The organism is Marivirga arenosa (assembly GCF_030503875.2).
GTDB lineage: Bacteria > Bacteroidota > Bacteroidia > Cytophagales > Cyclobacteriaceae > Marivirga > Marivirga arenosa.
The window spans coordinates 1,731,642-1,746,605 of sequence record NZ_CP129968.2 but is presented as its reverse complement, the minus strand read 5'-3'; the positions used below and the strand labels follow the sequence as shown (position 1 = coordinate 1,746,605).

Below are 14,964 nucleotides of genomic sequence, written 5' to 3'. Positions count from 1 at the left end.
CTAGTATCTTTCGAAATTCATGAAGCTGAATAAAAAAGACATTGAAACAGTTGATAAGGTATTAAATTACTGGAAAACTGAAGGGAAAATATCAGAAGAAAAAGAAAAGGAGCTAAAGCAAAGCCTTGATAAAAAGTCATTTAATTGGCAATCTCTAGCTTATTATTCTTTTCTCTTTGCAATTGTTAGCCTATTAATAGCCGTAATAAGCATTTTTGCTGACAACGCTTTATTACAACTAATTGATTCTTTAATTGAAACTTCTTATTCAACCAAGTCAATCAGTTTCTTCCTAATAAGTATTGTATTCTTTTGGCTTGATACAAAGTTCAATGACAAGGTTAAAAACAAAAAATATAGCCGGTACATCTTTTCCTTTTTTGGTGCTATATTTTTAGCAATAGCTGCTGGCTTAACTTCCTATGTATTTAATTTAGAAGAAAATCCAGGTATTATAATTCTCTTACTTTCAATCTTGTATTTTATAATCGCTTCATTCAGAAAACAGGAGTTATTGTGGATTTTTGGAATTATTTCCTTTTTGATAGCCTATGGTGCTATTACTCATGATCTAGGCAAAACTGAATACCGATTTATAGGGATGAATTTCCCCATGCGATTTACAATTCTAGGATTAATTTTATTAGCAGTAAGTCCTTTAATTAAAAGATCTAACAGGTTGAAAAATTTTATTGAACCCACTTATTGGAGTGCATTATTAGTATTCTTCATTTCATTATGGTTTTTAACCATATTCGGAAATTATGATAGTTATGATAAATGGTTAGAAATAAGACAATATTACTTATGGTGGTATAGCTTAATCCTTCTTCTAGCAAGTTTTGCGGCTATCCTAATTGGTATTAAAAAGGAAGACTCCACATTAAAAAACATTGGAGTTTCCTTTATCTTTCTCAATCTCTACACACGTTATTTTGAGTATTTCTGGGATGAACTCCATAAAGCATTATTTTTCGGAATTATAGCTATTTCCTTTTGGTTTATAGGAAAGAAAGCTGAAAAAATATGGGATAAGGAATCTTAAATATAATTTCTCCTTTAGCTTATTTTTTCTTTAGGAATTTCCGGCATAGGAATATCAATTCTAAAGCATGCAGATTTATTTTTATCAAGCTGTATGCTTCCTCCTAATTTGGATACTGCTAAGCGAACACTGTATAAACCAAGCCCTAATCCTCTTTTATATTCTGTAGCGACAAAAAACATATTAAATATGCGGTCTCTAATATCAGGATTAATACCCAGTCCAAAATCTTCAAAAATGATTTGATAAGAATGATTCTTTTCATCTTTCTCAAATTGAATTAATACATTTGGTTTTTCTCCTCGTTTTGAAAATTTAATTGAATTATCAATCAAATTAGAAAATACAATCTTCAAATGCATCATATCTGTTAAGATATCTTCATCTTGAGCTTTCAATTCAATATCAATGAATTGTTGCCAGTCCTCATTATCAGGTAAATTTTCTTTCGCAGCACTAATTATTAACTGACGAAGATTATGATTTTTTATTTTTAATCCCTCTTGCTTAAGCTTATTGATTTTTTGAAGATTGAAAAGAATATTATTCATTCTTTCTGCCGTTATATTTATCTTTTCAAAATAAGAATGGGCTATTACTTTATCCTCTTCCTTTAATGCTAAATAGCATAAACCTAATATAGTTGAAACGGGACCTTTTAAATCATGAGCTGCTCTATAGAAAAAGGTATCAAATTCATGTTTGGCAATTTTCAAATCATCATTTGCTTCTCTTAATTCATGTGTTCTTTCACTTACTACTTCCTCGAGCTGAATATTATTTAGTTTAAGCTCATCGTTTTGCTTTTGAATAATAGCATTTTTACTAGCAATTTCCTCATTTTGCTTCGTAATTTCTTCCTTCTGTTTGATTACTAGGTTTTGGTTTTCTAATAATTTCCTATTAGCCAATTCCAACTCTGAAGTTCTTTCTTCAACTTTTGATTGTAGCCTAATCTGTGCAGCTTTAAGGTATTTAACTCTTAATTGAATGTAGATAAATATTAGAAACCCTAAACCAACTATAGCTACAATACGGAACCAGTTGGTAGCCCAAAAGGGAGGATCTACCTTAATGTAAAGTTCTTTAATATTAGAAGACCAAATCCCATCCCCATTACTGCCCTTAATTTTCAAATTATATTCTCCTGGAGGCAAATTTGTAAACGAGAAATGTCTTCTTTCATTATTCATGATCCAGTCCTTATTGAATCCTTCTAATTTATAAGCGTATTTCTTATCTCCCTGATTACTTAAATCGGTAGAAGCTACTTCGAAGGACAATATGTAATCACTATATTTAAGGAAAACCGTATCAGTATTAAAATCATTTATCGTTCTCTCGCCTTCCTCACTTATTATTCCTATAGATATTACATTAATTTCAGGAGAATAATTACTTCTTTTAATTTCATCAGGTTTAAAAACGTTAAGACCATTGAACCCCCCTGCAAATATTCTCCCATCCTCTAAGGTTGTTATAGAGCTTCTTACAAACTCTTCTCCTTGCAAACCATCAGAACTTGTATAATTAACAAAGCTTTCTGATTTAGTATCAAAAAGAGATATCCCACTATAAGTAGTAATCCATAAATTACCATTTAAATCTTCTGTAATTCCTGATATATTATTATCAACCAAGCCATCTTCTTCTGTGTAGGTTTTAAAATAAATACTATCTCCATTTTCAATCAATTTGGCAATACCTCCACCACCAGTACCAATCCAAATATTGTCATTTCTATCTTCTGAAATGGTTCTGATAACGTTATAATTTATGCTATAAGGATTATTTCGATCATATCGAAAATGCTTAAAGTCATCAGTTTTTGGTCTGTACAAATCAAGACCGTAATCTGTACCTAACCAGATTCTATTTTTTGAATCAATTAAAATTTTATGAACTCTATTATTAGATAATGAATTTGGATCATTTAAATCATGTAGGTAGCTTTTGAATTTCTTAGTTTCCTTATCAAAAATTGCTAGGCCACCATCTCCTAACAAACCAATCCATAGTTTTCCATCATCTGATTCCGATATAGTTTCAATAAAATTAGTAGGGATAGAAGTAGAATCTCCTTCAACATGCGTATATGAAATTAATTTACCAGTATCTCGATCATATCTGGATAATCCATAATTCCACATCCCAACCCATAAAATGTTATCTGAATCTTCATGTAGCAACCAAGCCCTGTCGTCAGGAAATTTAGAATCACTTTTGATAATTTGCTTAAATTCTAATCCGTCTTCCTTTTCAATTACTAAGTCAATACCAGCATCATTTGCTACATAAATATTTCCTCTAGTATCTTCATAAATATAATTTACTGCATTGGATGAAAGGCTATTGGGATCTTTAGCATCAGCCTGATATAAATCAAATTTCTTACTATTTAAATTGAAGGAAGAAACCCCACCACCATGTGTTCCTATCCAATAATTTGAAGATTCATCTTTAAAAATTTCAACAATGTCATTACTAGATATTGATTTCGGATTAAATTGGTTCTCCTTAAATTGGTATTTTACTTTACGATTATTATCAATAAGGAATAATCCATCTCCGAAAGTTCCTAACCATATACCTTGATTATCAGCAGCGTAAATCTTCCTTGAATAAACATTTCGATTACTGTCTTTTATTAAATCAATCTTAACAAAACGATCAGAATTAGCCTCTTTATAATGTAATCCACCAAGTTTTGTAGCCACCCAAAGGGTATTTTTGGAATCTAAAAATAAATCACGAATATCATCATCCAATAATCCATTATCTCCTTTCAAATAGAGCTTAGAACTGAATGTATCTAAATTAATTTTATGAAGACCATTCCGAGTACCTACCCATATTTCATTAATGGAGGCAGCTTTACTAATGCAATACACTACTGGATTATTTAATTGAGGTATTTTGCTTTTAGGAGATCCTTTATGTTCAAATTTTTCTGAAGGTAAATGAAAGCGGTTTAATCCATTCTTAGTTCCTAACCAATAAATAGAATCTGATTGCTTATATATTTGATATACTACATTATCACTTATTGAATAGGGATTATTAGGATCATTTATATAATGCTTAAAAATGGAATTTTTATCAAATTTATTAAGCCCGCCTCCATAAGTTCCAATCCATAAATTCCCTTTTTTATCTTCTACAATATCTTTAATATAATTATTACTGATACTAGAAGAGTCATCTAATACATATTCATAACTTACAAAGTTGTAACCATCATATCTGTTTAATCCATTTTGAGTTCCTAACCATAGAAATCCCTCTGAACCCTGATAAATAGCCTCTACAATATTCTGGGCAAGACCATCATTCACATTTAAATGATTAAAATCAGTATTTCCCAACTGTGTTTGAGCTATTACAGGGATAGCTAAAAATTGCACTATTAACAGATATAAAACCCTCATTTATTGAAACTTATTTTTCAAAATAGGATTAAATACTGTTAAAATCAATGATTTTCGATAAACTATAACTGAAGAGCTACAGACTAAATATAAAAATATTAAGATTTTACAAAGTAGAAGCTTTATCTAACACAAATTTGATCAATGAATCTATAGTTTTATCAGAGTTTTTAGAAAACTCATGACTAATTCTATTAGCTATGATAGCATTACAGCTTAAAACTTCATGTCCTAAAAGTCGGCCCATTGCATAATAGCCAGCTGTTTCCATTTCAAAATTAGTCAACCATAAATCACCATAATGGAACATAGATAAGCTTTCTACAATTTTAGGGAACTTGATAGGACTCCTTAATTGTCGGCCCTGAGGGGCGTAAAAGCCTGGGCATGTAATAGTATTCCCTATATTTATACCTTCAGAAAAATGCTTCAGAAGGTAAGAAGACCCTTCAACACAATAAGGTCTAAACGGTAGGCCCACTTCTAATTGAAGCGCTGATTCTACATTCGTTTCAGCTTCTGTTCTTTCTAATGGGTAAAATTGCATCAAGGTATCTAAACCTATGGCAAATTGTGAAGCTAATAAAGAATCAACCGGTAAGTCTTGCTGTAAACCACCGGAAGTACCAATTCTAATAATTTTTAATGACTTTTGTTTAGCTTTATCTTCCCTCTTTTTAAGATTAATATTGGCTAAAGCATCTAATTCTGTCATTAAAATCTCAACATTGTCGGTACCCATACCGGTCGACATGACTGTGAGTTTTCTACCTTTATAAGTACCAGTATGTGTGATAAACTCCCTTTTATTCATTTCAAAAGTGATTTTATCGAAATACTGACTGACTTTATGAACTCTAGAGGGATCTCCTACTGTAAGGATCACATCTGAAATATCCTGAGGCCTTAAACTTAAATGATAAACCGATCCGTCTTTATTTAGGATTAACTCTGACTCAGGATATTTCATATTATATTCTATAGTTTTGATTTCTCTAATTTACCTTGAAACCCTTTATATGGATCATATCCATTGGTTTTCTTCTGATAGTATCCTGTACCATCATACTCTCTCTTTTCTGGATGTTCTTTACATTCTGGAGAACATGCTCCTTCCATTTCCCAACCACATTTCTCACAAATTGGAACATGAACATTGCAAGTAGGATTAGCACAGTTCACCATGCGGTCAGATTTTGTACCGCAAACAAAGCATTCTGAAACAACCTTTGGGTTCACTTTATTCACATCAACAGAAAGTCTGTTATCGAATACATAACACTTACCCTCAAAATCCTCTCCTTCTGCTTCTAATCCATATTTAATGATCCCACCATGCAGTTGATGAACATTTTCAAATCCTTGTTCCAACAAAAATGCACTAGCCTTTTCACACTTAATGCCACCCGTACAATAAGTCACAATCTTTTTATTCTTGTACTGCTCTAGTTCATTTATTTTATCTGGAAAATCTCTAAAGTTGTCTATATCTAAAGTTATAGCATTCTTAAATTTTCCAAGCTCATGTTCATAATTTGAACGAACATCCAATATAACAATATCTTCCTCATTCTTAATCATCTCTCTGAATTTTTCAGGCTCTACATAAGCGCCTGTTTTTTTCCTAGGATTAATATGAGAAAGACTAGAATGTACAATTTCTGGTTTGTGACGTACATTTAATTTTTTGAAGGTATGGGAAGGATGAAAATCCTCTTTGAAATCAGTATCCGCAAAGCGAGGATCTGCTTTCACTCTCTTCATGTATTCATCTACATTTTCTATAGAACCTGAAACTGTACCATTTAAACCTTCTTTTGACACAATAATTCTACCTCTTAAGTCTAATTCAAGACACATCATATGATGCTGGTCTCTGAATTCATCGGGATTTTCTATTTCTGCATAGCAGTAATAAAGAATTACTTTGTACTTGTTTTCTGAATTTTCCATAATTTCCTCCTTAGTGTAAATAAGGTGATTTTATATTTGTTAATACTTAATTTTCAATTGTCTGAGCTGGGTTTCCAAATACGGTTTCTCCATCTTTCACATCTCTAATCACAACGGAACCTGCTCCTATATTGGCTTTTTTTCCAATTTTAACCCCAGATACAATGGTAACACCTGACCCAATAAAGGTTTCCTCTCCTACTTGAACACCACTATTGATTTGGGAACCTGCTCCTACTTGTACATAATCACCTAACTCTACATTATACTCTATTATAGCGCCAGAGTGAATTAAACAATGATTAGGAACTTTTGCTGATGCTCCAATTACGGCTCTTGCATTTATAAAATTACCATAGCCTAAGTGAGCTGAATCAGAAACAATTGCTTGTGCATGAATAGCATTAGCTGGCATTGTTTTTCTTCTGTCATTCAGCATTTTGGTAATTTTCTTTCGAGCTTTCATATTATCTTCAGCCACAAAAGCATCACATTTTTTACCAATATATTTTAAGAAGCCATCATCATCCGTTTCCCCAAGCACAGAGACATAATCAATCTCAGTTCCATGTATCTTTTTATCATCATCCAAAAAGCAATAAATTTCCACATTATTGCTTTTAAAAATTTCCGCAGCAGATGGTCCGATACCTTTTGCTCCTATTATTATTACTGGTTTTTTATCCATATTTGAATTTTAGAAATACAAAGTTAAGATTTCTACTTTCCTTGCGCAATATTGCTATTCTTATTTTAAATTAAGTTTATGTTTATTCAAAACCATTAATACTAAATACCATAAAAAGGGCATGTAAGCCACCTGGTACCTTACTAAACTTCCATAGTTGGGACTTGAAAGTGTGATTACTGTTGAAAGCGCGCTGCAGTATAGAATTATGGCAATTCCCCACCACTTTTCCTGTTCTGTAAATTTAACTCTAAAGGAAATAAATAAAGCTAAAATTGATAAAGTCGTAAATATTGTTTTTTCAACAATCCAGAATAATGAAAAAGTACTAAAAGCCTCCCAAAAATAAGGACCGAAAATCCCAGTAATCCAAGCTTTCGGAAGATTAAACAAAAAGAATAGAGCATCATTATTATTTGATGTAAAATCAATCAAAGCTTCTGAAGTATTCTCAACTATAGTATCGTGACTAATCCTCACCAGCTCAAAAAACCTCCCACTATTGAAGACAGGATGAAGAAATGCAAAAGACATCCCACAGACTATTATTGATACAAAATATAAAACGAGTTTTGAAGAGAATTTATGATTATTGAAAATGGCATTTTGACTAAATAAAAGGGTAATAAATACAATAGGAACTAGCGTAATAGGTACATAATATTTCACTTTCCACAGTATCCATAGACTAATTATAAGAGGTATTACATAATACCAATTTTTAAAATTTTGAGTCCATTTAACAATTGAAATACCAAAAACAAAAAGAAACATCATCATCATAGTTTCCTTCAATACACCTGAACTCCAAAAAGTAACTGAAGGAATAAAAAGGAATGCAAATGCAGCTACATATTTATTTACATGACTCAAGCCACTTATTGTTTTTACAAAATACCAACCTACTATAGCAGTAATGAAACTAAAATAAATACTGATTGTAAAATAATTAGACTGAGTAAGTGCACAGAAAAAGCTTAGAGTTCGGACAAAAAATAAAGTCCTAGGCTCTGATTGAGCTGAAAACTCAGCATGAGTAAGTGGTAAAGGATTTAATCCTATCCATTCTAAAAAGGATATTCGATCAGTTTTAAAATAATGAAATAAGGCCTGAGCTTGTTCAAAGAAATAAATGGTATCCCCCTTACCTCCATAGTAAGACCAATACAATAAGCCTACTAAAATCCCACAGCTAATTTTCAAAATTATAAAGGAATTAAAAATGAGCTTATCCTCTATTCGTTTAATATTTCGATTGAAACCGAATATTATGAGTGAAATAACTAAAAGATGAAAAAAAATTGCGCTCATGCCTTCAACAAAGATAAGCCAATAGTACAATCGAGGCATCTTTTCGGCTGACAATATTCATTATGTAATTGAATTGCTGCTTGTGAATCAAATGCTGAATTGAATTCCGTATTAATTACAGTGAATTTTTTCGTGATATAATTATTCTCTGCCTTTAGCTCTTTGAGAATACTTAAAGCTTTATCCATATACTTTTCTTCAACTATACTATTTGCATATAATGCTAAAAGTGGCGGAATTGTATTAATCACAACTATCTTTATTGAATTAGCACCCAATTGTTTATTTTTAGACGTACTTAATTTATCAAATTGGTAATGATTCATCCAATAATCCGAAACCCCCACTTTTAGTCTCTTTAGAAGAGTTTTTGCATTTGTTTCAATTACGAAAGCTTCAAATAAAGAGTCAAACAGATGGAATATTTGAGCTAATTGAGCTATTCTGATAGTCGGAAAATTTGCTGGTCTTAAGCGTAAAAATTTCCATTCTAGAAATTTCAACTCCTTCTGAAATACTTCAGCATGTTTATGTCTTAAAAAATGCCACTCATTTTTTAATTGATTGGGATATTCATCTCTAAAATCAAATTCCAAAAAACCTGCTGCACCAAACAATAAAGCTTCTAATTGAAAAACAGATGATCTATATTTTTTTATTATTTGATAGGGTAATAATTCAGCTAATCGCTCAAAAGGATATTGATTTACTTTAAACCCAAAAGCGGACAGTAACATAAAATATGAAGCTTGTTCCCAATCTTGAACCTCATTCTCAAACATACTCTTTGCCTTTTCAGATTTGTTAAGCAATCTTTCTACTAATGCTTTTTCAAACATTTGAGATTTTAAAATAGAATCCACCTTTGGCCATTGAGAAGCACATGGAATATGATCCTTAGATTTTTGTAATTGATTATACTTTTCAATTAAGTCTATATCTATTCTGTCTTTTAATTCCAGCGTAGGAATCAAACTTCCATCAGGATGATGAATGGCTAAGTCATTTTGCCAGACCACATGTAAAACAACGTTTTGATAAGATTCGTCATGTTGATGTTCGTGACGATTCCAATCTGATGATTTAATGTGTATTTCCACTGCTCCATTCCACTCAATATCATCAATCCTTATTTTCGCTTGCTTAAAATCTGGCCCTGAGTCAGTATGTGGAAAGCCAGTTTTTATAATCTTTAAGCTTAATTTTTGGGTGGTAAGCAGATTTTTATTATCAAATTTTTGATATCGCCATACATAATGCAGAAAATCTTCTTTCATAGGTTAGGTTTTGGTTGATAATTAAACATCAATATACTGAATAATTACTGCAAATAGGAAAACCTATACTTCACTATCATCAAATATTTATACTACTTTATTCCATTGTATATTGCAAAATCTTGATTTTAATGATTAATTGCGCACATGGTTTTAAATTATATCTGGATTGCTTTTTTCCTAATTGCCTTTGTTTTTGCTCTGTTTCAATGGCTCTTCTTGGGCGATATGGAAATATTTCCTGCTCTTACAAAGGCTACTTTCGATAATGCTAAGCTAGGGTTTGAAATATCCCTTTGGCTAACTGGCGTGATGTCATTGTGGTTGGGAATAATGAAAATTGGTGAAAAAGGAGGAATGGTTAATATTTTAGCCAAAATAACCACTCCACTTTTTTCAAAGTTATTTCCAGAAGTTCCAAAAGATCATCCCGCTATGGGAGCCATGCTAATGAACATCTCTGCCAATATGTTAGGCTTAGATAATGCTGCAACCCCTTTGGGATTAAAAGCCATGCATAGCTTGCAGGAATTAAATCCTAACAAAGAAGTTGCCAGTAATGCCCAGATCATGTTTTTGGTATTGAATACTTCCGGATTAACTATTATTCCCATAAGCATAATGGTTTATAGATCGCAACTGGGAGCAGCAGACCCTTCTGATGTTTTCATACCTATATTGCTAACTACATTTTTCTCAACATTAAGCGGATTAATTGCAGTTTCTATCGTTCAAAAAATTAATTTATTTCACAAAAATATTATCATTTCCTTAGGACTTTTAAGTACTATTATTGCTGCTATCATCTGGTATTTTAGCAGTCTAAGTCAATCAGAAATTGGGCCGATATCTTCGAATATTGCCAACCTAATTCTATTTTCAATTATCGTAGCATTTATAGTTTTGGCAGTTCGCAAAAAGGTTAATGTTTATGAATCATTTGTAGAAGGGGCAAAAGAAGGATTCAATTATGCCATTATGATTATTCCTTATTTAATTGCAATACTAGTTGGAATTGGAGTTTTTAGAGCTTCTGGAGCAATGTCATTATTAAAAGATGGTTTAGAAGCCGCTGTAGCCTTTGTTGGATTGAATACTGATTTCGTTCCGAGTATCCCAACCGCACTTATGAAGCCATTGAGTGGAAGTGGTGCTAGAGGTATGATGGTGGACGCTATGGAAGTGCATGGAGCTGATTCTTTCGTGGGACGATTGGTGAGTGTTATGCAAGGTTCAACTGAAACTACTTTTTATGTTTTAGCTGTTTATTTTGGAGCTGTTAATATTCGAAATTCACGCTACGCCTTAAGTTGTGGATTAATAGCGGATGCTGTAGGAATTATTGCTGCTATTTTGATTAGCTATATGTTTTTCTATTAATCTAAAAAACATTACGCTTAATAGTCTGTTTTGTGGATATGAGGAAAATTAAGGATCTAAAACCTGAAGAAATAGACCGAATAGTAGAAATGGGTTGGGAAGACAGAACCACTTTTGATGCGATATACAATCAATTTGGTATTTCTGAAAAGCAAACCATCAAAATAATGCGCAAAGAAATGAAGCCTTCAAGCTTTAGAATGTGGAGAAAAAGAGTTCAAGGTCGCAAAACAAAACATGAAGCTTTAAGAAAAGATGAGGTAAAAAGGTTTAAATCAACCCGTCAAAGAAATATCAGTTTAAATAAATATAAGTAAGCTAGTGTAATCTATCTTCTCTTATTTCTAAATTTTTCATGATTTCAGCCTCTGCTTCCAAAAGTTCTTCCCATCTTGCTCTTACCTGTTCTTTTGGTTGATATAATTCTGCAAGCTTAATAAAGTTCTTATAATGACTCGCTTCAGAAACCATTAATTCATAATAGAATTTCTTTAGCTCTTCATCCTGAATGTGGAGATGCAATTGTTTGAATCGCTCACAGCTTCTGGCTTCAATTAAAGCATTGATTAAAAGCTTTTCACTCAATTGGAAGGATCTGCTACCTCCTTTTACCTCCAATTTCATTAATTCACTTACATACTCGTCTTTTCTTTGAAATCCCAATTTAAAACCTCTTTTATCAAGTTGCTCTAATACTCTTTCAAAATGAGACCATTCTTCAGCTACTACAGGAGTCATTACCTTTACCATTTCTTCCATTTCTGGAAAGTTGGTGATTAAACTGATGCAAGAGGTGGCCGCTTTTTGCTCGCAATAGGCATGGTCAACTAAAATATCCTCAATATTTTTCTCAGCTATATTAACCCATCTTGGGTCAGTCGGTAATTCTAATCCTAATGTGAATTTCTCTTTTTCCATTATCTTTTAATCAAAGAATGACCAAGTTACCCCTAAATCTACAACTCTTTCTTGCCCGGTATAATAAGGAGTAGTGAAGTATCCCCCAGCAATTAAATCTTGATTTATATGTCTGAATTTAAAAAACAATTGAGCTGTGTTGATTCTCGCACTCACATAAAAGTCAAGTACTACATAACCTGGGACCTCGAAGTTATTTTGTAAGTAGAACTGCTGAGTAACAGGATCATAATCATCAGCAAAATATGCTGATTTATAATGCGCTTCAATCCCCAATCTAGCCTCTAATTTCTTTTCAAAAACTTTGTGATAATACAAATCAGATGTTAAAAAATGCTCTGGAATTCTAAACAAATCGGCATCAGTACCTTCCTTTAATGTATATATGTAGTCAAGATCAAGATTCATGACACCATATTTTACTTTAGCTTCCAAACCAGGCTGCAAAAGTGTAGCTGAATTATTTGACTGCTGGGGCATTGCCAAAGTATCAAAATACATATGATTACTGATGAGTTGTAAATCCAGTTTAGGCTGAATCCTTAAATAATCCCTCCATTTTACATCTAATTTCCCGCTGAGCTTTTGAACTTGTTCGCTTCTAAAATCATTTTGCCAATAGTCATGATTTCCAAAGTGCTGTTCATAAAAGAATGGGGAAGCAAATTGCATAGAAGTGGCACTTACCGAAAAGAAAGGGACTTTCAGAGAAGCCGCAATTTTATAATTACCACTTAATTCATATTCTGCATTAGCGGTCAAGTTCCAATTATCTCTTGGGGCAAATCGTGCATATCCCCCAGCATAATTTTCAACTGTAGGGTTAACCGTGTTTAAATATTTACCCGTAAACCTGATGTCTTTTCTCCTTGCATAGAAACGATAAAAAACATCTCCGATACTCCCTTTTAACCCAACCTCATTTTGGAAATATACAAATCTTGTTTGATCAACAGTAGAGTCTGTTCTTATTAAAAACTGATCAAAATAATTTACATCTGTTTCAGCAGAAGGACTACTATTATTAAAGATGTTCATTCTATTGGCTCGATCAAATTCATGATAAAACTGAAGCAATGAGTTTAGCTTATACTCTTGATAAAGGTGATACTGTTGTCTTAATTCGCCCCCCTCTGCATTTCTTAAATTGATGTCTTCATCATCATAATCAAATAATTGATTGTAAAGAATGGCTCCAGTACTATCTACTACAGCCGTAGTGTCTCTTATACCACCTGTTTCATTCACCTTATGGAAGGTTCTGGCGAAGTTAAATAATACATGATATTTACGATCTGGGGATCGATAATCGGTTTGAAAATCATAGGAATGTGATAATACATTTAAATCTCCTCTGCTTTGCAATGGACCAATTTGCTTATCGATTGTCCATCTTCTAAAACTAAAACCCACATTCCAATTTTCATTTACATTTCTTGAAAAATCAATACCAATGAATGCTCTGTAATTACCACCCAGCACTGACCTTAACTGAGTATAAGGTGATTTGGTATCAAAATACTTAAATTCCTCTGGCGTTTTCATGTAAGTGTCATAAACACTGAAACCACTTCTTTTGCCAATAACATCTGGTAGTTCATAGAAAACAGGACGCATTGCAGTACCTACTGTCCCTAAATTCTGATAATAATAATCATTGATATTAACAGGATCCCAATTATGAGTATTGGTTAAACTTGTATCTATGATTTGATATTGCTGAATATTATTTTTGATGTTCTCTTCTGTTGTAAATAGAGTAGTTTCTGCTCCATAAACATTTTTAGTGGAATCATCCGTAACTTGAGCACGAACATAGTTAGCGCCTAAGCATAAAATCGATATTAGGAATAAGATTTTTCTCAAAACAGACGCAAAATTAAGTAAACTCATGAATTTTTTAAGTTCTTCTAATAGAATCTTCAAGTAATTGCTGAAAAGATTTCTCATCTTCCAAAAACTGTACCACGATAGGGAGATAAAAAAGCATGGATTTGATTTCATTGGTAATTCCTTTGTGACTAATTAATCTTACCCAATCTTTTTCAGTTGTGAGAATATCAGCATTTTGATTCTTTGCTGATTCATAAATCTTTTGAATATCATTTTTAGAAAAATTATGGTGATCTGGAAAATCAAAATGTGTCATTATTTTGTATCCGGATTCTATTAAATGACTTTTAAATTTTCCAGAATGTGCAATTCCTGTAACTAGAATGATTTTTTCATCTACTTTTCGTTTATCAAAAGTATGCTTTACTTCTTGATAATCTACTTTTGTGAAAAACACCTTTTTATCAGTGTAACTCAATATTCTATTCTTGATTTCAGTTTTTTTATCATCAGTTAAATTATCAGGGCATTTAGTTATAATGATTGCATCTGCTCTCCTAACCCCTCGCCTCGACTCTCTAAGAGTGCCAGAAGGCAAGACAAAATCATCATAAAATGGATTATTATAATCGGACAGTAAAATTGAAAACTTAGGCTTTACGCTTCTATGTTGAAAGCCATCATCCATGATGATTGTCTCAACCTCAGAATTTTCAAGAATTATACTAGGAATTGCCAATACTCTATCCTCTCCAACCGATACCCTAATATCCTTTTTAAACTTCTCATAAATTTGAAACGGCTCATCTCCTAATGATGAAGCAGAATCTTCATCAGTTGCCAATCTGAATCCTTTGGTCTTTCTTCCATAGCCCCGTGATAAGGTGGCCACCTTGTTTGACTTTCCAGTGGAAATAAAATATCGTATCAGATATTCAACAAAGGGGGTTTTTCCAGTACCACCCATGGATAAGTTTCCAACTCCAATTACATTAGGTTCAAAATTAAAAACAGCTTTGTACTCTATGTCGTATAAATGGTTTCGGAATTGCATAATCCATTTATACAAAATACTAAAAGGAGCCATTAATAATTGCCAATACTTATTTTTGAAGACTTGCAAGGGCTGTA

12 protein-coding genes are annotated in these 14,964 nt (G+C 32.3%); 3 read left to right on the top strand and 9 right to left on the bottom strand.

Going from position 1 to position 14,964, the window contains the following annotated elements; all coding sequences use genetic code 11:
• The first annotated feature begins 19 nt into the window (after positions 1-19).
• Complete coding sequence (locus QYS47_RS07550) at positions 20-1,045, top strand: hypothetical protein (RefSeq protein ID WP_322348243.1); 1,026 nt, start codon at positions 20-22, stop codon at positions 1,043-1,045.
• 14 nt (positions 1,046-1,059) lie between these two features.
• On the opposite strand, the gene QYS47_RS07545 is transcribed toward QYS47_RS07550, so the two are convergent.
• The 6 genes from QYS47_RS07545 to QYS47_RS07520 all read right to left on the bottom strand — a co-directional run bounded on the left by QYS47_RS07545 (position 1,060) and on the right by QYS47_RS07520 (position 9,702).
• Complete coding sequence (locus QYS47_RS07545) at positions 1,060-4,473, bottom strand: two-component regulator propeller domain-containing protein (protein WP_322348242.1); 3,414 nt, start codon at positions 4,471-4,473, stop codon at positions 1,060-1,062.
• Between the two features lie 106 nt (positions 4,474-4,579).
• On the bottom strand, positions 4,580-5,443 hold the full coding sequence (locus QYS47_RS07540) for a nucleoside phosphorylase (RefSeq protein ID WP_322348241.1): 864 nt from the start codon (positions 5,441-5,443) through the stop codon (positions 4,580-4,582).
• Between the two features lie 8 nt (positions 5,444-5,451).
• Positions 5,452-6,426, bottom strand: coding sequence for an oxygen-dependent tRNA uridine(34) hydroxylase TrhO (gene trhO / locus QYS47_RS07535; RefSeq protein ID WP_308357130.1), 975 nt, complete (start codon positions 6,424-6,426; stop codon positions 5,452-5,454).
• Positions 6,427-6,472: 46 nt separating this feature from the next.
• Positions 6,473-7,114, bottom strand: coding sequence for an acetyltransferase (locus QYS47_RS07530; RefSeq protein ID WP_322348240.1), 642 nt, complete (start codon positions 7,112-7,114; stop codon positions 6,473-6,475).
• Positions 7,115-7,174: 60 nt separating this feature from the next.
• On the bottom strand, positions 7,175-8,317 hold the full coding sequence (locus tag QYS47_RS07525) for a hypothetical protein (protein ID WP_322348239.1): 1,143 nt from the start codon (positions 8,315-8,317) through the stop codon (positions 7,175-7,177).
• 104 nt (positions 8,318-8,421) lie between these two features.
• Complete coding sequence (locus QYS47_RS07520) at positions 8,422-9,702, bottom strand: DUF2851 family protein (protein ID WP_302126604.1); 1,281 nt, start codon at positions 9,700-9,702, stop codon at positions 8,422-8,424.
• Positions 9,703-9,849: 147 nt separating this feature from the next.
• Between QYS47_RS07520 and QYS47_RS07515 the strand changes: the two genes are divergently transcribed.
• Together QYS47_RS07515 and QYS47_RS07510 are read left to right on the top strand one after the other, a co-directional pair.
• Positions 9,850-11,082, top strand: coding sequence for a nucleoside recognition domain-containing protein (locus QYS47_RS07515; protein ID WP_322348238.1), 1,233 nt, complete (start codon positions 9,850-9,852; stop codon positions 11,080-11,082).
• Positions 11,083-11,120: 38 nt separating this feature from the next.
• Positions 11,121-11,399: a TIGR03643 family protein gene (locus QYS47_RS07510; protein WP_302126605.1), complete on the top strand. Its 279-nt coding sequence runs from the start codon at positions 11,121-11,123 to the stop codon at positions 11,397-11,399.
• 1 nt (position 11,400) lies between these two features.
• Here QYS47_RS07510 and miaE read toward each other — a convergent pair whose 3' ends face one another.
• Genes miaE through lpxK form a run of 3 tightly spaced genes read right to left on the bottom strand, consistent with a single transcriptional unit; the run spans position 11,401 to position 14,956 of the window.
• Entirely contained in the window at positions 11,401-12,000 is a 600-nt protein-coding gene (gene miaE, locus QYS47_RS07505; protein WP_308357136.1) for a tRNA-(ms[2]io[6]A)-hydroxylase, read from the bottom strand.
• Positions 12,001-12,006: 6 nt separating this feature from the next.
• On the bottom strand, positions 12,007-13,893 hold the full coding sequence (locus tag QYS47_RS07500; RefSeq protein WP_322348237.1) for a putative porin: 1,887 nt from the start codon (positions 13,891-13,893) through the stop codon (positions 12,007-12,009).
• Positions 13,894-13,900: 7 nt separating this feature from the next.
• The gene (gene lpxK, locus QYS47_RS07495) at positions 13,901-14,956 is read right to left on the bottom strand and encodes a tetraacyldisaccharide 4'-kinase (protein ID WP_322348236.1); all 1,056 of its coding nucleotides are present in this window, start codon (positions 14,954-14,956) and stop codon (positions 13,901-13,903) included.
• Positions 14,957-14,964: the final 8 nt, after the last annotated feature.

Excerpts from the sequence above, each read along its gene's own strand:
- QYS47_RS07550 (WP_322348243.1), top strand. The coding sequence starts at position 20 with ATGAAGCTGAATAAAAAAGACATTGAAACAGTTGATAAGGTATTAAAT.
- QYS47_RS07510 (WP_302126605.1), top strand. The coding sequence starts at position 11,121 with ATGAGGAAAATTAAGGATCTAAAACCTGAAGAAATAGACCGAATAGTA.
- QYS47_RS07500 (WP_322348237.1), bottom strand. The coding sequence starts at position 13,893 with ATGAGTTTACTTAATTTTGCGTCTGTTTTGAGAAAAATCTTATTCCTA.
- miaE (WP_308357136.1), bottom strand. The coding sequence starts at position 12,000 with ATGGAAAAAGAGAAATTCACATTAGGATTAGAATTACCGACTGACCCA.
- QYS47_RS07545 (WP_322348242.1), bottom strand. The coding sequence starts at position 4,473 with ATGAGGGTTTTATATCTGTTAATAGTGCAATTTTTAGCTATCCCTGTA.
- trhO (WP_308357130.1), bottom strand. The coding sequence starts at position 6,426 with ATGGAAAATTCAGAAAACAAGTACAAAGTAATTCTTTATTACTGCTAT.
- QYS47_RS07515 (WP_322348238.1), top strand. The coding sequence starts at position 9,850 with ATGGTTTTAAATTATATCTGGATTGCTTTTTTCCTAATTGCCTTTGTT.
- QYS47_RS07530 (WP_322348240.1), bottom strand. The coding sequence starts at position 7,114 with ATGGATAAAAAACCAGTAATAATAATAGGAGCAAAAGGTATCGGACCA.
- QYS47_RS07520 (WP_302126604.1), bottom strand. The coding sequence starts at position 9,702 with ATGAAAGAAGATTTTCTGCATTATGTATGGCGATATCAAAAATTTGAT.
- QYS47_RS07540 (WP_322348241.1), bottom strand. The coding sequence starts at position 5,443 with ATGAAATATCCTGAGTCAGAGTTAATCCTAAATAAAGACGGATCGGTT.